This window comes from Streptomyces sp. NPDC048361 (genome assembly GCF_040651795.1).
In the GTDB taxonomy this organism is placed as follows: Bacteria; Actinomycetota; Actinomycetes; order Streptomycetales; family Streptomycetaceae; genus Streptomyces.
This window is the reverse complement of sequence record NZ_JBEZKW010000094.1, coordinates 1-21142: the sequence shown is the minus strand read 5'-3', so window position 1 is coordinate 21142 and position 21142 is coordinate 1. Positions and strand designations below refer to the sequence as shown.

The following is a 21142-nucleotide window of genomic DNA, read 5'->3' as shown; positions in this document are numbered from 1 at the left end:
GCGCGCCCCACCGGCGTTTCGCCCCCGGGGCGCCCCTTACCCCGACCCCCGGCCCGCCCCTGGGACGTCCACGGGGTGGAGCCGCTGCCAGAGTCTGGAAAGATGGTCCGCGACGATGACGTCGCCCCCAGGTCAGGGCCAGCACATATCGCACACCCCGCACATCACAAGGAGCGGACAGATGCCCATCGCAACCCCCGAGGTCTACAACGAGATGCTCGACCGGGCGAAGGCAGGCAAGTTCGCCTACCCGGCCATCAATGTGACCTCGACCCAGACCCTGCACGCTGCGCTGCGCGGCTTCGCGGAGGCCGAGAGCGACGGCATCATCCAGATCTCCACCGGTGGTGCGGAGTTCCTGGGTGGCCAGTACAACAAGGACATGGTGACCGGTGCGGTCGCCCTGGCCGAGTTCGCGCACGTCGTCGCCGCCAAGTACGACGTCACGGTCGCGCTCCACACCGACCACTGCCCCAAGGACAAGCTGGACGGTTACGTCCGCCCGCTGATCGAGGTCTCCGCCGCGCGCGTGGCCAAGGGTCTGAACCCGCTGTTCCAGTCGCACATGTGGGACGGCTCCGCCGAGACCCTCGCGGACAACCTGGCCATCGGCCAGGAGCTGCTCGCCAAGGCCGCCGCCGCGAAGATCATCCTTGAGGTCGAGATCACCCCGACCGGCGGCGAGGAGGACGGCGTCAGCCACGAGATCAACGACGAGCTGTACACGACCGTCGACGACGCGCTGCGCACCGCCGAGGCGCTCGGCCTGGGCGAGAAGGGCCGCTACCTGCTGGCCGCGTCCTTCGGCAACGTCCACGGCGTCTACAAGCCGGGCAACGTCGTGCTCCGCCCGGAGCTGCTCAAGGACCTCCAGGCGGGCGTCGGCGAGAAGTACGGCAAGCCCTCGCCGTTCGACTTCGTCTTCCACGGCGGCTCGGGCTCCTCGGCGGAGGAGATCGCGACGGCGCTGGAGAACGGCGTCGTCAAGATGAACCTCGACACCGACACGCAGTACGCCTTCACCCGGCCGGTCGCGGACCACATGTTCCGCAACTACGACGGTGTCCTGAAGGTGGACGGCGAGGTCGGCAAGAAGTCGACGTACGACCCCCGCACGTGGGGCAAGCTCGCCGAGGCGGGGATGGCTGTGCGGGTCACTCAGGCGTGCGCGAACCTTCGGTCGACGGGTACGAAGCTGAAGTAGGCGGCGCCGCAGCCGCGCTACGGGCCCGGCGTCCCCCTCGCGGGGGCGCCGGGCCTTCCCTTGCCCGGCGCCCGGACGCAGCCCCTCGCGCAGTCCCCGCGCCCCTGTACCCCGCTGTGTCTGCGGACCGTGCTCGCTTCTCGCGCAGTTCCCCGCGCCCTTGGCGGGGTTGAACTTGGCAGGATGGCCAGCAGAGGCCTTGAGGGCTTGGGGGAGGGTGGGCAAGCCCCCCGGGGTCCGGGGCGCGCTCTCGGGGGAACCCCGGGGTTTCGGGGCGGCCCCCGGCGGGGGACAGTCGTGCTGTGGCGGACAACGTACGCATGCGCACCGGCCCCGGCCGCTGGGTCCTGCTCACCACAGTCCTCGGCTCCGGCATGGCCCTGCTCGACTCCACCGTCGTCAACGTCGCCCTGCCCCACATCGGCACCGACCTCGACACGGACATGGCCGTCCTGCAGTGGACCGTCAACGCCTACATGCTGACCCTCGCCGGCCTCATTCTGCTGGGCGGCGCTCTGGGCGACCGGTACGGCCGGCGGAAGGTGTTCGTGACCGGGGTGATCTGGTTCGCCGCGGGCTCGCTGCTGTGCGGCCTCGCCCCGAACGCCGGCGTACTCATCGCCGCCCGCGCCCTCCAGGGCATCGGCGGCGCCCTGCTCACCCCCGGCTCCCTCGCCATCATCCAGGCGGGCTTCCACCCGGACGACCGGGCCCGCGCGGTCGGGGTGTGGTCGGGGCTCGGCGGGGTCGGGGCGGCCGTCGGCCCGTTCCTCGGCGGCTGGCTGGTGGACGGCCCCGGCTGGCGCTGGGTGTTCCTGATCAACGTGCCGCTCGCCGCGCTCTGCGTGACGGTTGCCCTGCGCCACGTACCGGAGTCGCGGGACCCGCGCACCCACACCGGGCCCTTCGACGTGATGGGCGCGGCGCTCGGCGCACTGACCCTCGCCCTGGTGACGTACGCGCTGATCGAGGCGCCCGGGCAGGGCTCGTCGGGCTTGGTGGTGGGGGCGGCGGTCGTGGGGCTCGGGGCGGGTGCGGCGTTCGTACGGCGGGAGCGGCGGCTGCCGGACCCCATGCTGCCGCCGGCGATCTTCCGCTCGCGGATCTTCACGGCGGTCAATGCGGTGACGGTGTGCGTGTATGCCGCGTTCGGCGGGTTCTTCTTCCTCGCGGCGCTCCAGTTGCAGGTCGTCGCCGGGTACTCGGCGCTCGGCGCGGGCGCGGCCCTGCTGCCGACGACCGTCCTGATGCTGCTGCTCTCGGCCCGCTCGGGCGAGCTCGGCCAGCGCATCGGGCCGCGCATCCCGCTCACCGTGGGGCCGCTGTTGTGTGCGGCCGGGATGCTGTTGATGCTGCGGGTCGGTGCGCACGCGTCGTACGTACGTGACGTCCTGCCCGCGCTCGTGGTGCTCGGCCTCGGCATGGTCACCCTGGTGGCGCCGCTCACCGCGACGGTGCTGGCCTCCGTCGACGAGGGGCGCGCCGGGCTCGCCAGCGGCATCAACAACGCGGCCGCGCGCGCGGCCGGGCTGATCGCGGTGGCGGCGCTGCCGCTGGCGGCGGGGATGGGGCCGGAGGCGTACCGCTCGGCGGAGGAGTTCGGGGCGACGTTCCGGCGGGCCATGCCGATGTGTGCGGGGGCGCTGGTGCTGGCCTCGGTGGTGGCGGTGCTGACCGTGCGGCGGCCGGCGCCGGGCGTGACCCCGGAGTGCCGCATGCAGGCCGGTGTCTCCGGCCCCGCCATCGAACCCAACCACCCCGAGACCTGACGGGGAGCCCACCTCGGGGCTCCGCCCGGCCCCCCGCCGAACCCCACCTGCTCGGGGAGGGAATCCCCGGGCCCCTCGATGGCAGACTGGACCGCATGTCCCTTCACGAGAACCTGCTCGGCGGCCCCGCCCCGACCCTCCTCCCCGACGACCCGGAGCCGCGTGAGCTGCTCGCCGGCGGCACCGCCCCCGCCGATGTCGCCGCGAAGTACCCCACCTCCTCCCTCGCCTGGGCCCAGCTCGCCGACGACGCGTTCGACGCCGGCCGCACCGTCGAGTCGTACGCCTACGCCCGTACCGGCTACCACCGCGGCCTCGACTCGCTGCGCCGCGCCGGGTGGAAGGGCCACGGCCCGGTCCCGTTCGAGCACGAGCCCAACCGCGGTTTCCTGCGCGCCCTGCACGCCCTGGCCCGCGCCGCGCAGGCGATCGGCGAGGACGCCGAGTACGAGCGCTGCACGACCTTCCTGCGGGACTCCTCGCCGCTCGCCGCCGACACCCTGGGCTGATCCACTCGCGGCCACAAGGGAACGTCCGGGCCGTCCGTGGCATCTGTATGTCTGACACGGACGGTCCCGGCCCACGCGAACACGACGATCGCGAGCGCCCGGCCGCATCGACAGGCTGGCGCAGAGGCCCCATTCCTCTCCCCCCAACTCCAGCCGGGGATCAGGGGAGAGCTCTGTCTTGGGCAAGCGAGGCGCCCGCAGCAACACGAGTGGATCAGGCACGACGGGCCACGGCCGCCCGCAGGGCCGCGCCGCACAGCAAGGACGACCACGCCGCGGGTCGCAGACGCGGAGCGGGTCGGAGACGAGAAGCGGGTCGCGGACGGGAAGCGGGGCGCAGAGAAGGAGCAGACGTTCGCGCCTGTTGCTCCTGGTCGGCTCCCTGATCGCCGTCACCGCGCTCGGTGGCGTCGCCCTCGCCCAGTGGCCCGGCGGCGGTGACACCTCCGCCGCGGAGCCGGGCAACATCGCGGCCAGCCCCATGGAGGAGCGGCCCCCGCAGCCCGTGGAGGCCGTGCCGATCAAGCCCTCGGCGTCGCCGAAGCCGAGCGCGTCCGGCAGCCCGAAGGCCGATGACGTACCGCGGTCCGGGCCCGGCACCTTCACCACCGCCAAGGCGTCCGGCAAGGTCGTCGGCACCGGCGGGCCACTGCGCCGCTACCAGGTGCAGGTGGAGGACGGGGCCGACGTCTCCGCCACGCAGGCCGCCATCGAGATCCAGACCATCCTGTCCGACCCGCGCAGCTGGGCCGCGCACGGCAAGGGCCGCTTCCAGCTCGTCGCGAGCGGCGCCGACGTCGTCATCAAGATCGCCACCCCGAAGACCACCGACAAGCTGTGTGCCGCCGTCGGCGACACCGGGGGCGAGCTCAACTGTGAGGTCGTCGGCGGTGTCGTCGTGAACCTCAAGCGCTGGGTGACCGGTTCGCCGCAGTACGACGGGCCGCCCGCCGAGTACCGCCACCTCATCATCAACCACGAGATAGGCCATCTGATCGGCTACCACCAGCACATGGCGTGCCCGGGGGCCGGGAAGCTCGCTCCGGTGATGATGCAGCAGATCAAGGGCCTCAACGGCTGCAAGTCCAACGCCTGGCCCTACACCGCCGCGGGAACGTTCGTCACGGGCCCCTCGGTGCCCTGACGGCGCGGGCCGAGGCGTGCTTATGATGCCGGTGGGGACCGGGGCTCCGATGCCGACCAAGGAAGGGGCGGACCGCTACCCGGACACATCGAGGAGACAGCGATGTCATCAAAGATGTCCGAACCGGTGATGCCGCCCCAGTCGGGCGACCAGCCGGAGACCCCCTATCTGGACTTCGCGGGCACGACACCGTACGAGGACTACGTCCAGGCGGACGTCCTCACCCACCTCCAGCACCTGCGCTCCGACGACCCCGGCGAGATGGTCTTCCTGGTCACCACCCAGGTCATGGAGTTGTGGTTCACGGTCATCGTGCACGAGTGGGAGACCGCGTCGCGGGCGTTGCGCGAGGACCGCGTGCAGGTAGCGGTGGATGCCCTGAAGCGTTCGGTGCGCCAGCTGGAGGCGCTGAACGCCTCGTGGACGCCGCTGGCGCAGCTGACCCCGGCGCAGTTCAACTCCTACCGGTCCTCGCTCGGCGAGGGCTCCGGGTTCCAGTCGGCGATGTACCGGCGGATGGAGTTCCTGCTCGGCGACAAGTCCGCCTCCATGCTGGTGCCGCACCGCGGCGCCCCGCGCGTCCACGCCGAGCTGGAGAAGGCCCTGGGCGAGCCCAGCCTGTACGACGAGGTGCTCGCGCTGCTCGCGCGCCGCGGGTACGCCGTGCCCGCCTCGGTGCTCCAGCGCGACCTGACCCTCAAGTACGAGCCGTCCGCCGAGGTCGAAGCGGTGTGGACCGAGCTGTACACCGGCGATCAGAACGCCGAACTCGTGCGCCTGGGCGAGGCGTTGACCAACGTCGGCGAGCTGGTGTGGCGCTGGCGCAACGACCACCTCGTCGCGACCCGCCGCGCCATGGGGTCCAAGACGGGCACGGGCGGCTCGGCCGGGGTGGCATGGCTGGAGAAGCGCGCCACGAAGAGCGTGTTCCCCGAGCTGTGGACGGCGCGCAGCCATGTCTGACGCCCTGACTCACAAGCCCGCGGCGCCCGACGCCGCGGACGCCCTCGCCGCCCAGGCCACGGCGCCCGCCGCCGCCGACGCATTGCTCAGCAGGCCCGCGGCGCCCGACGCCGCAGATGCCCTCGCCGACAAGGCCGCGGCTCTCGACACCGCCGATGAACTCGCCCGCCACCGCGACCTGTTCGACCTCGACGACGGCGTGGTCTACCTCGACGGCAACTCGCTCGGGGCGCTGCCCCGGCACGTTCCGGCCCGTATGCAGGACGTCATCGCCCGCGAGTGGGGCCGGCTGCGCATCCGCTCCTGGGAGGAGAGCGGCTGGTGGAGCGCGCCCGAACGCATCGGCGACCGGATCGCGCCACTGATCGGCGCGGACCCCGGCACCGTCGTGGTCGGCGACTCGACGAGCGTGAACGTCTTCAAGGCGCTGGTGGGTGCGGTGCGCCTGGCCGCGCGCATCCAGGACGACCAAGGCCGGGACCGGCTCGGCGAGCGGCGCCAAGGGGGCAACCGGGACGAGATCCTGGTCGACGCCTCGACGTTCCCCACGGACGGCTACGTCGCCGAGTCCGCGGCGCGCATGACGGGTCACCGCATCCGCGCCCTGGCCCCCGCCGAGATCCCGGCCGCCCTGGGCCCCCGCACGGCCGCGGTCCTCGTCAACCACGTGGACTACCGCACCGGCCGCCTCAACGACCTGCCCGGCATGACCGCGGCGATCCACGCGGCCGGCGCCCTCGCGGTGTGGGACCTGTGCCACAGCGCGGGCGCGCTGCCGGTCGGTCTCGGCGCGCACGGCGTCGACTTCGCGGTGGGCTGCACCTACAAGTATCTGAACGGTGGCCCCGGTTCACCCGCGTACCTGTACGTACGCGGCGACCACCAGGCCCGCTTCGACACTCCGCTGCCCGGCTGGAACTCGCACGAGGACCCGTTCGGGATGCGGGCGGCGTACGCGCCGGGCGACGGCGCGGTCCGCGGCCGGGTCGGTACCCCGGACATCCTGTCGATGCTGGCCCTGGAGTCCGCACTCGACGTGTGGGACGGCGTCTCCATCGACACGGTCAGAGCGAAGTCCCTGGCCCTGACGGACTTCTTCCTGGAGTGTGTCGAGGCGTACGTCCCGGCGGGCAGGGTCACCTCGGTGACCCCGGCGGCCGCCGCCGAGCGCGGCAGCCAGGTTTCGCTCAGCTGCGAGAAGGCGGGTGACGTGATGCGCGCCCTCACCGAGCGCGGTGTGGTGGGCGACTTCCGCCGCCCCGACGTCCTGCGCTTCGGCTTCACCCCGCTGTACGTGGGCTTCGCCGACGCACGACGGGCCGCGACGGAACTCGCGGCGCTGCTGAGCTGAACCGGCCGGCGTGGGTGCCCCGTACGCCCTGGTAGCGTCCGGGGCACCCGGGTGATCAACCGGCTTGGCCTGGCGAAAGGTTGGGGAATGACGGATCCCGTAGAGCGTGACGCGGCCGAAGAGGCTTCCGTTCTCTCCCATCCCGCCGTCGCCCCCGACGCCACCGCCTCCTACGGCGACCACCCCGACCAGGTGGTCGACTTCTACGCCCCGAGGGACGCCCGCGCGGGCGCCCCGCTGGTCGTCCTGTTGCACGGTGGTGCCTGGCGGACCCCGTACGACCGTGCGCACCTCACGCCGTTCGCGGACTTCCTGGCGCGGCGCGGGTTCGCCGTCGCCAACGTGGAGTACCGGCGCGGGAGCCTGCTGCCGCAGCAGGGCGGGGACGGGCCGGTGGCGGGGCGCTGGCCCGACACGTTCGACGACGTGGCGGCCGCCCTGGACGCGATTCCGCAGCTCGTACGGGACGCGGTGCCGCAGGCCGATCCGCGCCGCACCGTCGTCACCGGGCACTCGGCGGGCGGTCACCTCGCCCTGTGGGCCGCGGCCCGGCACGTCCTGCCGTCCGGCTCCCCGTGGCGCACCCACGGCCCCGCCGCCCTGCGCGGCGTCGTGGCCCTCGCGCCGATCGCCCACTTCGCGACGGCGGTCGAGCTGGATGTGTGTTCTGGGGCTGTGGCCCAACTCCTGGGCGGAGTCAGTGAGTTGGCGGCGCGGGCCCCGCACGCCGACCCGGCCGTCCTGCTGCCCACCGGTATCGCCACCACCGTGGTGCAGGGCCGCGAGGACATCGTCGTACCGCCGGCCGTCGCGGAGGCGTATGTGGACGCCGCGGCGAAGGCGGGCGAGATGGTGGGTCTGACCCTGCTGGACGACGTCGGTCACTTCCCGCTGATCGACCCCGCGGCCGACGCGTGCGCGGTGGTGGCCGAGGAGATCGCGCAGCTGGCGTACTAGCTGCTTGAGCGGGCGAACGGACCCTGCTGGAAAGCGAGTTCGGCAAAGCGCGCGCCCATGCGGCGGTGGGTCGCGGCGTCCGGGTGGAGGGCGTCGGGCAGCGGCAGCTCCTCGGCGTCCCGCTCCCCGTACAGCGAACGTCCGTCCAGATGATGGATGTTGTGGTCGTCTGCCGAGCGGGCCGCCACGATCGAGGCGAGCTCGTCGCGGATGACGGACAGGGTGAGCTTGCCGCTCGCGCGTTCCGCCGGGTCGCCCGCGGCCAGGAACCGCAGCCGCCCGGCGGCGAGTTCGGTGAGGTCGGGGGCGCTGGGGCCGGGGGTGTCCTCGTGGATGGGGCACAGGATGGGCGAGATCACCAGGAGCGGGGTGGTCGGGTGCCCGTCCCGGATGGTGTCGAGGAAACCGTGCACCGCGGGGACGAAGGCGCGCAGCCGCATGACGTCGGCGTTGACCAGGTTGATCCCGATCTTGACGCTGATCAGGTCCGCGGCCGTGTCCCGCATGGCCCGCGCGGTGAACGGGTCGAGCATCGCGCCGCCGCCGAAGCCCAGGTTGATCAGGTCGACGCCGCCGAGGGAGGCCGCGAGCGCGGGCCAGATGGTGGCGGGGCTCGCGGCGTCGGTGCCGTGGCTGATCGAACTGCCGTGGTGCAGCCACACCGCGCGGCCGCGGTCGGGGACCGGCTCGACGGGGGCGTCGGTGCGCAGCGCGACGAGTTCGGTGCCCTCGTCGTACGGCAGCCAGATCTCGACGTCCTTGTCCTCGGGGGACAGCCCGGCGAAGCACAGGGTGCCGGGGTCGCCCGGCCGGTACGCCGTGGTGCCGGCGGCCATGTCGATGGTGAGCGTATGGCCGCCGGACACACTGCCCCGGCCGGTCGGGCGGCCGTCGACCAGCAGGTCGTACACCCCGTCCGGGCGGGCCGGGGCACCGGCGTAGACCCGCTTGGTGGGGAGCACGTCCAACTCGACCGCGGTGGCCCGGCTGCGGAAGGCGAGGCGTACGCCGGAGGGCTGGGCCTCGGCCATGAGGAGCTGCGCGTCGGCGCCCCGGGCCCGCGCCCACGCCGGCAGCCGGTGCGGCAGGACACCTCGTTCGGTGTACTCCAACTCAAGGGCGCCGCGCAGGAGTTCGGCGGTGATGGGGGTGGACACGGGGTTCGTGATCGGCTCGAGTGAGGGCATCGGGTTCGTGCTCCCGTCGTGTGGGGCGGCCGGGTGTGCGACTGGGCTCAGGACGCGGGCCAGTTGCGCAGGAGGGCGTCGAGGGCGTCCAGGGTGCGGTGCCAGGTCGCCTGGGTGTCGGGGGCGCTGTGGCTGAACCCGCCCCCCATCTCCAGGGTGATGTAGCCGTGGAAGACGCTGCCGAGCAGGCGCACCGCGTGGGTCTGGTCGGGCTCGGTGAGGTCGTAGCCGCGCAGGATCGCCCGGGTCATCCGCGCGTGCCGGCCACCCGCGCTCGCGGCCGCCGCCTCGGGGTCGAGGCGCAGCTGGGCGGCGGCGTAGCGGCCGGGGTGTTCGTGGGCGTAGTCGCGGTAGGCGTTGCCGAGGCCGGCGAGGGCGTCCTTGCCGGAGCGGCCGGCCACGCCGTCGGCGGCGAGGGCCGCGAGTTCCTCCAGGGCGAGCAGGGCGAGCCGGGTCTTGAGGTCCTGGGAGTTCTTGACGTGCGAGTACAGGCTCGCGACCTTGACGTCGAACCGTCTGGCGAGCGCCGAGACGGTCACCTGCTCGAAGCCGACCTCGTCGGCGAGCTCGGCGCCCGCCTGGACGAGGCGCTCGGTGGTGAGCCCCACACGTGCCATGCCCGGCCTCCCTCTCTGGTGCTCGCGCGCTCGGGGGGGGCAAGCCCTCTCCGCCCCTCCCTGCCCCCGCGACTCTGCCTGAAGCAATAATGCGTTTGCCTAAGCCCTTTAGGCAAATTACCGTGGCTCTCATGAAGCCGCTGACCGAACACGACATCCGTACCGCCTTCGTGAACTGTTCCAAGGGCGAGGCCAAGCGTCTGGCCGTGCCGCACGGTCTGGCCGAGCGGCCCTGGGACGACCTGGACTACTTCGGCTGGCGCGACCCGCAGGCACCCGATCGCGGCTACCTCGTCGTCGAGCTCGACGGCCGCCCGCGGGGCCTCACGCTGCGCTGCTCCGGCGCGGTCTCGGGCCGGCAGCGGCGCAGCATGTGCTCGATGTGCCTGACCACCCACTCCGGCGGGGTCTCCCTGATGGTCGCGCCGAAGGCGGGCAAGCCCGGCAAGGAGGGGAACTCGGTGGGCGCCTACATCTGCTCCGACCTCGACTGCTCGCTCTACGTACGCGGCAAGAAGGACCCGGGGCCCGGGTCGCGGCTGCACGAGACGCTCACGGTGGAGGAGAAGATCGAGCGGACGGTGCAGAACGTCGCGGCGTTCATCGCCAAGGTGACGGCGAGCGCGTGAGGAGTGGGGGCTGCGCGGCGCGCGGCGTAGTCCCTGAGGCGGACCCCGCAGGATCCCCATCGCGCCGGACGCCCGCGCCCGTACCGCCGCCTACCTTGGGGGTGTGAACGAGACGACCAGGCCCCGGCAGGGGAGCGGCAGCACAGCAGCGGGCGGCGGCGCCGAGCGCACTCCGGAGTTCCGGCTGGCGATGGACGCGTACGGAGGGCTGCGCAGGGACCTGTTCCACGACGCGTTCGCCTACCGGCCGCTCCCGCCCCGGCGCACGCGGGGCGGGGGCGACCGCAGGGGCGGGATACGCGAGGCGGCGGTATGGCTGCCGCACGCGATGGTCTGTTTCCTCGCGTTCCTCACCCTGATGCTCGGCTACACGCGCAATCTGAGCAGCGTCGACGGGCGCGCGTTCCTGCTGAGCGGGCTGCTCGTCGCGGCGCCGGTACTCATGACGCTGGTCCGCCCCGTCGGCGCGTTCTGGCTGTCGTGCGCGGTGATCGTCTTCACCGGGGTGCTGGGGGACCACGGCAGCATGAGCCCCTGGACGCCCGGTCCGGCGTTCATGCACCTGAGCGTCCTGGTCGTGGTGGCGCTGCGCACCCGGCCCCGGGTCGCGGCCTGGATGTGGGCGGTCACCCTCGCCCTCAGCGTGGTCCTGAGCACCCTGCGCGGACGCTCCGACTCGCTGGGCAGCGTGCAGATGGCGGTGTTCTACGGCGCGGTCCTGCTCGTCATCTCCCTCGTGCACATCCGCAAGGACGCCGAACGGCAGGTCAGCGCGGAGAAGTCGGTGACCGCGGTCGAGCGCGACAAGCGGACGGTGCTGGAGGAGCGCACCAACATCGCCCGCGAGCTGCACGATGTGGTGGCGCACCACATGTCGGTCGTCGCCATCCAGGCCGAGGCCGCGCCCTACCGGGTGGAGAACCCGCCGCCCGAGCTCGCCCAGGCCTTCGCCACGATCCGCGAGAACGCGGTGGCCGCGCTCACCGAACTGCGCCGGGTGCTCGGTGTCGTACGCGCCGAGGACTACGAGGCGCCGGACGCCCCCCAGCCCACCCTCGCCGACCTGGACGGCCTGCTCGCCAACGTCCGCGAGGCCGGGCTGCCCGTGGAGAAGGTCGTCACCGGCGCGGTACGCGAACTCCCGCAGGGCGTCGAACTGTCGGCGTACCGGATCATCCAGGAGGCGCTCAGCAACACCCTGCGGCACGCGCCGGGATCGGGGGCGCGGGTGGAGATCGGGTACGTGCTGGGCGGCCTCGGCCTGCGGATCGTCAACGGACGCCCGACCGCCGAGGCGGGCCCCTCGCAGGGCTCCGGTCACGGGCTCACCGGCATGGCGGAACGCGTGGCGATGCTCGGCGGGGTGATGACGGCGGAACGGACGGCCGAGGGCGGCTACGAGGTGACCGTCTTCCTGCCGGTGGCGGCGGCCGAACAGGCGCAGCCGGGCGTGGGGCAGCCGGGCCTGGAGCAGTCGGGCGGGCAGCCGGGCGTGGACTTGGCGAAGGACGCGGGCGCCGCCGCCGGCGCGGAGGAGCGGGCATGACGATCAAGGTCCTCATCGTGGACGACCAGATGATGGTGCGCGAGGGCTTCTCGGTCCTGCTCGGCGCGCAGCCGGACATCGAGGTCGTCGGCGAGGCGGTCGACGGGCGCGAGGCGGTGGCCCAGGTGCAGGCGCTCCGCCCCGACGTCGTCCTCATGGACATCCGCATGCCCCACATGAACGGCATCGAGGCGACCCGGGAGATCGTCGCGGCGGACGCATCGTCGAAGGTGCTCGTCCTGACGACGTTCGACCTCGACGAGTACGTGTACCAGGCGCTGCGGGCCGGCGCGTCCGGCTTCCTCCTGAAGGACGCCTCCGCGCGTCAACTCGCCGACGGGGTACGGGTGGTGGCGTCCGGCGAGGCCCTGCTCGCGCCCTCGGTGACGCGGCGCCTGATCAACGAGTTCGCGCGGGTCCTGCCGACGCGGGCGGCGTCGCCGACGGGGGAGGTCGAGGAACTGACCGACCGTGAGACGGAGGTACTCGTCCTGATCGCCCAGGGTCTGTCGAACCAGGAGATCGCGGGGCGGCTGGTGGTGGCGGAGTCGACGATCAAGACGCATGTGAGCCGGGTGCTGGTGAAACTGGGCCTGCGTGACCGCACACAGGCGGCGGTCTACGCGTACGAAACCCGCCTGGTGACCCCGTCTTAGCCAGCCCGTGCGGCTACTTGGGGGTGCGGCCCCCTGGGGCTCCGCCCCGGACCCGGCGCGACGCGCAGACCACGTCGCACCCTCCGCGGAAGGCCCGCTTGCCTTGATCCGAACCCCGCGACCCCTCATCCTCACCCCCATGACCAACGCAGCCGCCCTCTTCCGCCCCCGCGACGCCGACTTCGTCGCGGACCCCTACCCCGCGTACGCGGAGCTGAGAGCGGCGGGGCGGGTGATTCACTACCCGCCCACCGGGCAGTGGCTGATCCCCCACCACGCCGACGTCTCCGCGCTGCTCCGCGACCGGCGGCTGGGCCGGAGTTATCAACACCGCTACTCCCACGAGGAGTTCGGCCGCACTCCGCCACCCCCCGCGCACGAGCCCTTCCACACCCTCAACGATCACGGCATGCTCGACCTGGAGCCCCCGGATCACACCCGTATCCGCCGTCTCGTCTCGCAGGCGTTCACCCCACGTACCGTGGAGCGGCTCGCTCCGACCGTGCGACGGCTCGCCGCGCGGCTCGTGGACGACTTCGTCGCGGCGGGCGGCGGCGATCTCGTCGCGGATGTGGCCGAGCCGCTCCCCGTCGCCGTCATCGCCGAAATGCTCGGCATCCCCGACGCCGACCGCCCTCTCCTGCGCCCCTGGTCCGCCGCGATCTGCGGTATGTACGAGCTCAACCCCGGCGAGGAGACGGCGGCGCGGGCGGTGCGTGCCTCACTCGAATTCACCGAGTATCTGCGGGAGTTGATCGCCGAGCGGCGCAAGAGCCCCGGCGAGGACTTGATCTCGGCGCTCATCGCGGCGTACGACGACGGGGGCAACCCCGGGCCCGGCCCCGACCCCGGCTCCCGCCCCCGCACCCGCCTCACCGAGCAGGAGATGATCTCCACCTGTGTCCTGCTCCTCAACGCCGGGCACGAGGCGACCGTCAACACCACTGCCAACGGGTGGTGGGCGCTGCTGCGCAACCCCGGGCAGCTCGCGGCGCTCCGGGCCGCGCCCGAGGAGCTGCTGCCCACGGCGGTCGAGGAGTTGATGCGGTACGACACTCCGCTCCAGCTGTTCGAGCGCTGGGTGCTCGAAGACATCGAGTTCGCGGGGCAGAGGTTGCCACGCGGCAGCGAGGTCGCGCTCCTCTTCGGGTCCGCGAACCACGACCCGGCCCGGTTCGCGGACCCCGCGATCCTCGACCTCGCCCGCACCGACAACCCGCACGTGTCCTTCGGTGCCGGCATCCACTACTGCCTGGGCGCTCCGCTGGCTCGGCTCGAACTTCACGCTTCCTTCGGTGAATTGCTCGCGAAGGCGCCGGGGTTGCGATTGGTTGCTGAGCCGGTGCGGGGTGCGGGGTTTGTCATCCGGGGGCTTGCGGAGCTCCGGGTGGAGTGCTGAGGAACATCACCTGATGCGGGCCCGCACGCATATCTTCAGCCCGTCCGGCGTTTGAGGACGAGCGCCCTTCAAGGCGCGAACGGGGTCTGGGGCGGAGCCCCAGGTAGCCGCCACCTTCAAGTAGCCGCACGGGCGGGTCGGCGGAGCCGCACGCGTCGGCTAGGTCGGGAGGACCAGCTCCCACGCCCCCGCAAGCGCCGTCCACGTACGCGTACGAACCGGCCCCCCCACCACCGCATCCGCCCCATAGCGAAACCCCCCCACCGGCCCGGAAATCGTGACCGCGCGCGCCGACGCCCTCGCCGACTCACCCGCACACCCCCGCACCTCCACCTGCGCGAGCCCGTTCACCGACGCCACCGACACCCCCGCCACCGGCTGGTCCAGGTCGCTCAGGAGGACCCCGTCCGCCTCCACCCGCAGCCGGTGCGCGACGGTCGCCGCCACCGGGGCCGGCGCCCGCACCAGGGTGCGTACCAGGGAACGGGCCGTACCCCACACCGTCGAACCCCACCCCGCCGGACCGGACCCGGTCGGACCCCAGCCCGCCGAGCCCGAACCCGCCCCCAGCGGCGACGCGGACCGCGCGCGGACGGGGCCCAGCGCGGGCACCCGCAGCGCCCCCAGCACCACCTGGTCGCAGTCGTCGACCAGGAGGTCGAGCCGGCGCCCCGCGCCCTCCAGGACGGCCCGCGCCGCCGCCACCGCCCCCATCGGCACCCCGAGCGAGCGGGCCAGCCGCAGCGAGTCCGCCGCGCCCACCGGAACAAGCGCCAGCGCGCCCCGGTCGAGCTCACGCTCACGGTGCAGCAAGGTCACGGTGCGTAGCAGCGCCTGGTCGTCGCCGACCACCACCGTGCGCCGGCCGCCCCGGCGAGCCAGGGCCCGCGCGAACTCCTCCGGCCCCTGTGGCCAGCAAATCTTCGCCTGTGCTCCCGCACACAGCACATCTTTCGCGATCCGTACGGACTCGCCGTCAATACGGCGGGCGACCGGGTCGATGAGCACGACGAGCTGGTGCGCAGCCGACACCTCGGTCCTTCCTCGGGTAGCATCTTTGTGCAAGAGCCCCTTGCGCTATTGCGCCAGGGGCTTCGTCTATTCCGGGGCAACCGGTTCAACGGATCAGGCCCATGGTGTACGCACCCATGTAGGGAACGCGTATGCCCCTGACCTTGGACATGCCCCGCCCGGAAGGGGTGTACGCCTGTGCCCGCACTTGTGCTGCTCGGTGCTCAGTGGGGTGACGAGGGCAAGGGAAAGGCCACCGACCTCCTCGGTGGTTCCGTTGACTATGTGGTGCGTTACCAGGGCGGCAACAATGCCGGCCACACCGTCGTCGTAGGCGACCAGAAGTACGCGCTGCATCTTCTCCCTTCCGGGATCCTCTCACCGGGGTGCACCCCGGTGATCGGTAACGGAGTCGTCGTCGACCCGGCGGTCCTGCTCTCCGAGCTGAGCGGACTGAACGAGCGAGGCGTCGACACGTCCAAGCTCCTGATCAGCGGCAACGCTCACCTGATCACGCCGTACAACGTCACGCTCGACAAGGTCTCCGAGCGCTTCCTCGGCAAGCGGAAGATCGGTACGACCGGCCGCGGCATCGGCCCGACCTACGCCGACAAGATCAACCGCGTCGGCATCCGCGTCCAGGACCTCTACGACGAGTCGATCCTGGAGCAGAAGGTCGAGGCGGCTCTGGAGGGCAAGAACCAGCTGCTCGCCAAGGTCTACAACCGCCGCGCGATCGAGGTCGGCAAGATCGTCGAGGAGATGCTCCAGTACGCGGAGCAGCTCAGGCCGTTCGTCACGGACACCACGCTGGTCCTGAACAAGGCGCTCGACGACGACAAGGTCGTGCTCTTCGAGGGCGGCCAGGGCACCCTGCTCGACGTCGACCACGGCACGTACCCCTTCGTCACCTCCTCGAACCCGACCGCGGGCGGCGCCTGCACGGGTGCGGGCGTGGGCCCGACGAAGATCAGCCGTGTCATCGGCATCCTCAAGGCGTACACGACCCGCGTCGGCGCGGGCCCGTTCCCGACCGAGCTGTTCGACGAGGACGGCGAGGCGCTGCGCCGCATCGGCGGCGAGCGCGGCGTCACCACCGGCCGCGACCGTCGCTGTGGCTGGTTCGACGCGCCGATCGCCCGGTACGCGACCCGTGTGAACGGCCTGACCGACTTCTTCCTCACCAAGCTGGACGTGCTGACCGGCTGGGAGGAGATCCCGGTGTGTGTCGCGTACGAGATCGACGGCAAGCGCGTCGAGGAACTCCCGTACTCCCAGACCGACTTCCACCACGCGAAGCCGATCTACGAGAAGCTGCCGGGATGGTCCGAGGACATCACCAAGGCCAAGACCTTCGACGAGCTGCCGAAGAACGCGAAGGCCTACGTGAAGGCGCTTGAGGAGATGTCGGGCGCGCCGATCTCCGCGATCGGCGTCGGCCCCGGCCGCACCGAGACGATCGAGATCAACTCGTTCATCTAGGGCCGCGAGGAGCGGGTCACGACCAGCGGGACCCGCTGTGCGGGACCCATGGAGCGGGGTCCACCGAGCCGGGCCCCCGGCGCCGAATGGCAGCCGGGGGCCCGGCGTGGCAGAGCCACGTGGAGGCTGGTGGGGTCGCCGAAGCGCGCGAGCATGGCCGCCGACCGCCGACCGCCGACCGCCGACCGCCGACCGCCGACCGCCGACCGCCGACCGCCGACCGCCGACCGCCGACCGCCGACCGCCGACCGCCAGGTCCGACCCGGGACGCACCCTCAGGCACGCCTCAGGCGGGGACGAAAAGGTCCTCGTGGGCTCCGTCGAGGATGAATCCGTTGTCGAAGCGGACCCGCACGCTCACGCGAGGCCCCCGTTCCTGGAAGGCGGCCCACGCGGGTTCCAGAGAGCGGACCTTCTCTTCGAGCTGCCTTCTGCTCTCCGAGGGCATCTCGCCCCCGAAGGAGTCGAGTAGCGACTTGAGCCGCTCGTACTCGCGCACGTCGTCGCTCTCGTCCTGGTAGCCGACGACCTGCTCGACGGTCCCGCCGGTGCCCGCCGCCAGGGACAGGAACCCGATGACGACCCCCGACACCTCGGCCGAATCGGTCAGGCGGGTGTCCACTGCCAGCACCACCCGCTGGCCTGCCTTCAAAGTCATCTGCTCCCCATCTCCTCTGCGTCGATCTCCCCTGTGTCGATCTCCGCCGCCTGAATCTCACATCACGTGGGGAACTCGCCCAGCCAGCTGCGGTCGAGCAGGTTCTGCGGGAGGTACTCCGATTCCACCTCGATGGGCTGTCCGGCGTCGTAGGCGAGGCAGGCGAGGGCGAGGGGGGCGAGGGCGACTGCCCCGTCGAGGTCTTCGCGGCGCTCCTCGTCGTCGGTCCAGTACTCGTGGTGGAGCTGGACCGCCTGGATCAGGGCTTCGGTGAACTTCTCCTGGTCACCCCCTGGGGCTGGGGCTCACTGGCCGTGGGACCGCCATTCCCGTGTGGGGTGGCCGTTCTCGTCCCACCTGAGCTCTTCGAGGAGGGACAGCCCATCCTGATCGAAGACTTTCCGCGAGGCGAGCACTCCATTGGCGTGCCATGCCTTGAATTCCCCGGCGGGCAGGCCTTCCCGTACCTGCCCCTCCGAACGCAGGGTGCCGTCCGGGTACCACTCCCGCGACCAGCCGTCCTGAACACCCTCCGTGTACTCGTCCAGGCTCACCAGCTTTCCTGCCAAATACTCCACAACTTCCCCGGTGAACAACTCGCCTCGATAGAGGAGGCGTTGAGCGTCGTCCATGTCCACATCGGGACTGTCGATGTCGATCCTGCGTGTCGTGGCCATTAGGGAATCCAGTTTTCTTCACTCGGAGGGAAGCCCGTGAAGCGTCCGTAGCTGCTCGGTACGTCCTTCAGCATATGGTCGCAGTTCGCACAGAACGGGGCTGAGCGCCCGGGCAGTCCTGTCGCCTTGTCGGAGAGGTAGGGGAACTCCACCGATGCCCTCAGCTCCGCGAGCGCCGACGGTCCATCCGGCAGGCCGAGCTCTGTCCTCCGCCACAGCAGTTCGTTGGCGGCCTTGACCTCTGCGTGGCCAAGCGGGTGGTCCTTGTGGGGCGGCGGATCACCGATGGACTCGTAACGAGCCGCGAGGGTGGGGTGCAGTTCATCTGGCGGAATGACGTCGTCTGCCTTGCCGTTGATCCCCTCGAACACCTCACCGGTGCGCAGGTCCATGACGGCTCCGACACATGCGCCTGTCTGCTTGCGCGGGAAGGTGCCTGCGTCCTTCGCCGCGCGGTACGCGCCCGCGCGGTCACGAGCGAGGTCGTCCAGGTAGTCGGACACCGGCCGGCCGTCGACCTTGGTGATGAGACCGTTCTCCACCTCCACCCGGCCGGCATCCAATTGCGCCAGCATCTTCGTGCCGGGACCCGGGGGCGGGGGAGCCACGTCTCCGTGCGGTACTCCGTGCAGAGGGTCGCCGGGATGCGTCCCGCCGTGCTGTTCGCCCCCATGGCCGGTGGAATGAGTGTCGTGGCCCCCCGGGTGCGCACCGGGCGATTCGGACGGACCGCCGTGTTGCGGCAGGTGCTCACCGGAGTGCGTGGCCCGCTCCGGCGCATGGCCGTCACTGTGCGCACCCGGCCCGGGCTCGTTGTGGGCGCCCGAGTTGTGCGGGCCGGTCGGAGTTTCGTGGCTCGCGGTGGCCCCGAGGTCATGGGCCGTGCCCCCCGGCGTGTGGCCCGCGGTGCCCCCCGGCGTGTGGCCCGCGGTACCGCCCGGCGTGTGGCCCGCGGTGCCCCCCGGCGTGTGGCCCGCGATCCCGCCCGGCGTGTGGGCGCCCGGGGTCGCCGGGTGGTCGCCGACGTGGCCCGCGCGGTCGCCCGCACCGACCAGCACCGGTTCCTTGACCCCGCCCGGCACCGTCGCGTCGACGTGGGGGAAGGCGCTTTTCAGGCGGGCGACGTCGTCGGCGCTGAGTTCGACGTGGGCCGGCGCGGCCGTGCCGTCGGGCTTGTAGACCTGGCCGTCGTCGAGGTTGAGGCGGCTGCCGCCGGGCCATTCGATGTAGTTGCCCTTCACCACCGGCACATCGACGGGTACGTCCGCGTTCTTCGCGTACGCGTCGTCGAGGTTGAACTTGTTGCCGTTGGCGAACAGGTCGGCGTAGCGGCCACTGGTGATGTTCTTGAGGTTGCCGAAGAGGTCGCCGACTTTGATGATGCCGAACTTTCCGGCCTTCGCCACGTAGGTCATGGGGTCGACGACCTTGGCGACCTTGCCGGTGACGGAGAGGACCTTGGCGACGGCGCCGCCCTTGGCCGCGCTGCCCGCGCCGCCGGTGAAGACGGTGGTCAGGACGTTGAAGGTGACCCCGCCGGCGGCGCGTGCGGGGTTCTTGCCCCACTCGTCCCACGCGACCAGGGCCTTGCCGGTCTCCTTCATCGCGGTGCGCGAGTCCCGCAGCCAGGAGGGCAGATCCTTGTCCGGGACGGCCCAGTAGGCCGCGGCGAGCGGTGTCGCCGTGATCAGCAGGCCCGTCGCCAGCTTCGCGAGACCGGTCCAGGCCTGGCCGGCCTTGTCCCAACCGTCGGTGCCGACGAGCGTGCCCAGGCCCTTGATGGTGCCCCACACCCCGTCGACGATGAACCCGTCCCACACGAACGACTTGGTCTGCTCCCACAGCCAGCGCAGGCCGGTGTATTCGCGCTGGGCGTGGCCGCCCCAGGGGGTCTCCTCGGCGTGCTGGAGGGCGTCGGCCGAGAACCCGTACATGCCGGGCTTGTGGCTGCCGTCGTCGACCGTCAGCTTGCTGCCGCCGACGAGCGCGGTGATCTTGTCGTGGCAGGCGCGTTCGGCGTCGGTGAACGCGGCGACAGTGGCCCCCACGTCACTCATGAGGCGCTCGTTGTGGTCGATCTTCGACTGGTCCCGCCGCCAGTGGTCGTCCCCGGCGATGCTGTCGGTGAACGCGAACGCCTCCGTCCGCAGACTCTGCAACTTGGCGACCAGGGGACGCACGACGCCCTCGTACTCGGTCAGCGCCGCCGCGGCCTTCTCCAAGTCGCCGGCGAAATCGTCCGCCTTCGTCTTGACGGGGAGCGTGGTCGCGAAGAGCTGATCCGCCTCGGGCGCCTGGTAGCAGGCGGACAGGCCCTGGAACTCCTTGTGGACGTTGGCCCCGCCGTCACGGAAATCGCCGGCCTGCTTGGTGAGCGCGGCCGCGTCCTTGGTGAGCTGCTCCAGATTGCCGGTGAACATGGGGATGCCGGCCGGCTCGATGACATCGTCGCTCACTTGTGGCCCTCCGGCTTCGACGGGTCGGGCTTCGGCTCGACGGGCTTTCCGTCGGGGCCGAGTTCCTGGCCCTTGTCGTTGACGACGGGCTCCTTCACGGCCTGGCTCTGCTTGTTCGCGGCCATGTCGAGGTCACCATGGACGTACGCGGTCGTCGCATCGAAGGCACCCTGCAACGAATGCTGCGTACGCACCGCGATGTAACCCAGCTCCTGCGCCTTGTGCTGCATGAACTCACCCAGCGCACCGCCGACCGGGCCCATGGGTGCGGGGCCGCAGACCGGTCCCGAGATCGTGCCTGCCGACGTCGCCGCGGACTTCAGGCTCTCCTGCATCGCCGTGCCGGCCGTCGACATGGCCTCGGCCGCCGTACCCGTCTTCTGCAACACGCCCGAAACCCCGGACGGTTTGATGTCCCAACCCGTCACGTCACCACACCCCCGTGTCTCAACATCCGCCTACTGCAACCCTGTTGATGCCTCAGCCGATCGCGTCGACCGCGGCCTTCGCCTTGGACAGGGTGGAGTGGGCGGTGCCGTCGTTCAGCTCGAGCGTGCCGCGTACCAGGCGGATGATTTCGCGGACCTCGGCGGCTGCCTTGTTCCAGCGCAGTTCCTTGCCGTGGTACTCGTCCGATACGCCGTCCGCCGTGAACTCGGCCATCGCGGCCTTCACGGCACGGTCACGGTCGTTCAGGACGCGCTCCAGGTTGCCGATGATCCCGGCGAGACCGCCCTGTACTTCGGTGGAGGCGCCGGTGTCGTAGCTGCGCCGGTCCAGATTCTGACCCATGATCTGTCTCCCCCGGGGTTAGTGGCGCGCGCCGAAGCGGGCCGCGTCGAAGTTGGCCGACGCCATGTTCTGGTGGGCGTTGGACTCCTGCTCGTGGTCACCGGCACCGAACGCGTTGTCCATGCCGGACTGGCC

20 protein-coding genes and 1 pseudogene are annotated in these 21142 nt (G+C 71.6%); 12 read left to right on the top strand and 9 right to left on the bottom strand.

The annotated features are described in order from the left end of the window. The first annotated feature begins 181 nt into the window (after positions 1 to 181). From fbaA to AB0D31_RS32650, 7 genes are all read left to right on the top strand, one after another. Positions 182 to 1204 (top strand): class II fructose-bisphosphate aldolase, encoded by a 1023-nt coding sequence (fbaA, locus tag AB0D31_RS32680; protein ID WP_362729890.1) that lies wholly within the window; start codon positions 182 to 184, stop codon positions 1202 to 1204. A 320-nt stretch (positions 1205 to 1524) separates the two neighbouring features. Continuing rightward, on the top strand, positions 1525 to 2973 hold the full coding sequence (locus AB0D31_RS32675) for a DHA2 family efflux MFS transporter permease subunit (protein WP_362729899.1): 1449 nt from the start codon (positions 1525 to 1527) through the stop codon (positions 2971 to 2973). Positions 2974 to 3068: 95 nt separating this feature from the next. Beyond that, on the top strand, positions 3069 to 3482 hold the full coding sequence (locus tag AB0D31_RS32670) for a DUF3151 domain-containing protein (protein ID WP_362729887.1): 414 nt from the start codon (positions 3069 to 3071) through the stop codon (positions 3480 to 3482). A gap of 364 nt (positions 3483 to 3846) precedes the next feature. Next, complete coding sequence (locus AB0D31_RS32665; protein WP_362729885.1) at positions 3847 to 4626, top strand: DUF3152 domain-containing protein; 780 nt, start codon at positions 3847 to 3849, stop codon at positions 4624 to 4626. A 129-nt stretch (positions 4627 to 4755) separates the two neighbouring features. Beyond that, positions 4756 to 5589: a tryptophan 2,3-dioxygenase family protein gene (locus AB0D31_RS32660; protein WP_362729896.1), complete on the top strand. Its 834-nt coding sequence runs from the start codon at positions 4756 to 4758 to the stop codon at positions 5587 to 5589. Continuing rightward, positions 5582 to 6940, top strand: coding sequence for a kynureninase (gene kynU / locus AB0D31_RS32655; RefSeq protein WP_362729882.1), 1359 nt, complete (start codon positions 5582 to 5584; stop codon positions 6938 to 6940). The genes AB0D31_RS32660 and kynU overlap by 8 nt, the downstream gene beginning before the upstream one ends. Before the next feature lie 87 nt (positions 6941 to 7027). Continuing rightward, positions 7028 to 7897, top strand: coding sequence for an alpha/beta hydrolase (locus AB0D31_RS32650; RefSeq protein ID WP_362729879.1), 870 nt, complete (start codon positions 7028 to 7030; stop codon positions 7895 to 7897). On the opposite strand, the gene AB0D31_RS32645 is transcribed toward AB0D31_RS32650, so the two are convergent. Further along, positions 7894 to 9084, bottom strand: a complete 1191-nt coding sequence (locus AB0D31_RS32645; protein WP_362729876.1) for an SGNH/GDSL hydrolase family protein — start codon at positions 9082 to 9084, stop codon at positions 7894 to 7896. The two genes, AB0D31_RS32650 and AB0D31_RS32645, sit on opposite strands and share 4 nt — an antisense overlap. Before the next feature lie 47 nt (positions 9085 to 9131). Further along, positions 9132 to 9701, bottom strand: coding sequence for a WHG domain-containing protein (locus AB0D31_RS32640; protein ID WP_362729873.1), 570 nt, complete (start codon positions 9699 to 9701; stop codon positions 9132 to 9134). A gap of 131 nt (positions 9702 to 9832) precedes the next feature. Between AB0D31_RS32640 and AB0D31_RS32635 the strand changes: the two genes are divergently transcribed. From AB0D31_RS32635 to AB0D31_RS32620, 4 genes are all read left to right on the top strand, one after another. Continuing rightward, entirely contained in the window at positions 9833 to 10330 is a 498-nt protein-coding gene (locus AB0D31_RS32635) for an FBP domain-containing protein (protein WP_362729870.1), read from the top strand. A 190-nt stretch (positions 10331 to 10520) separates the two neighbouring features. Further along, positions 10521 to 11876, top strand: coding sequence for a histidine kinase (locus AB0D31_RS32630; RefSeq protein WP_362729893.1), 1356 nt, complete (start codon positions 10521 to 10523; stop codon positions 11874 to 11876). After that, positions 11873 to 12532: a response regulator transcription factor gene (locus AB0D31_RS32625; protein ID WP_362729867.1), complete on the top strand. Its 660-nt coding sequence runs from the start codon at positions 11873 to 11875 to the stop codon at positions 12530 to 12532. Before AB0D31_RS32630 ends, AB0D31_RS32625 begins: the two co-directional genes overlap by 4 nt. A 139-nt stretch (positions 12533 to 12671) precedes the next feature. Continuing rightward, a complete protein-coding gene (locus tag AB0D31_RS32620; RefSeq protein ID WP_362729864.1) occupies positions 12672 to 13931 on the top strand; it encodes a cytochrome P450 in 1260 nt (419 codons plus the stop codon). A 159-nt stretch (positions 13932 to 14090) separates the two neighbouring features. On the opposite strand, the gene AB0D31_RS32615 is transcribed toward AB0D31_RS32620, so the two are convergent. Further along, positions 14091 to 14963 carry a diacylglycerol kinase gene (locus AB0D31_RS32615; protein WP_362729861.1) on the bottom strand — a complete coding sequence of 291 codons (873 nt, stop codon included), beginning with the start codon at positions 14961 to 14963 and terminating at the stop codon, positions 14091 to 14093. A 177-nt stretch (positions 14964 to 15140) separates the two neighbouring features. Between AB0D31_RS32615 and AB0D31_RS32610 the strand changes: the two genes are divergently transcribed. Beyond that, the gene (locus AB0D31_RS32610; RefSeq protein ID WP_362729859.1) at positions 15141 to 16424 is read left to right on the top strand and encodes an adenylosuccinate synthase; all 1284 of its coding nucleotides are present in this window, start codon (positions 15141 to 15143) and stop codon (positions 16422 to 16424) included. A 286-nt stretch (positions 16425 to 16710) separates the two neighbouring features. Here the strand turns inward: AB0D31_RS32610 and AB0D31_RS32605 are convergent, their stop codons facing one another. From AB0D31_RS32605 to AB0D31_RS32580, 6 genes and pseudogenes are all read right to left on the bottom strand, one after another. After that, positions 16711 to 17082: a hypothetical protein gene (locus AB0D31_RS32605; protein ID WP_362729856.1), complete on the bottom strand. Its 372-nt coding sequence runs from the start codon at positions 17080 to 17082 to the stop codon at positions 16711 to 16713. Positions 17083 to 17144: 62 nt separating this feature from the next. Continuing rightward, a pseudogene (locus AB0D31_RS32600) lies at positions 17145 to 17360 on the bottom strand (Imm49 family immunity protein); the annotation flags it as partial. A gap of 27 nt (positions 17361 to 17387) precedes the next feature. Then, positions 17388 to 17759 carry a hypothetical protein gene (locus AB0D31_RS32595; RefSeq protein WP_362729853.1) on the bottom strand — a complete coding sequence of 124 codons (372 nt, stop codon included), beginning with the start codon at positions 17757 to 17759 and terminating at the stop codon, positions 17388 to 17390. After that, positions 17759 to 20215: a hypothetical protein gene (locus AB0D31_RS32590; protein ID WP_362729850.1), complete on the bottom strand. Its 2457-nt coding sequence runs from the start codon at positions 20213 to 20215 to the stop codon at positions 17759 to 17761. The genes AB0D31_RS32595 and AB0D31_RS32590 overlap by 1 nt, the downstream gene beginning before the upstream one ends. After that, a complete protein-coding gene (locus AB0D31_RS32585) occupies positions 20212 to 20643 on the bottom strand; it encodes a DUF6507 family protein (RefSeq protein ID WP_362729848.1) in 432 nt (143 codons plus the stop codon). The genes AB0D31_RS32590 and AB0D31_RS32585 overlap by 4 nt, the downstream gene beginning before the upstream one ends. 52 nt (positions 20644 to 20695) lie before the next feature. Next, the gene (locus AB0D31_RS32580) at positions 20696 to 21007 is read right to left on the bottom strand and encodes a pore-forming ESAT-6 family protein (protein WP_328311255.1); all 312 of its coding nucleotides are present in this window, start codon (positions 21005 to 21007) and stop codon (positions 20696 to 20698) included. Positions 21008 to 21142: the final 135 nt, after the last annotated feature.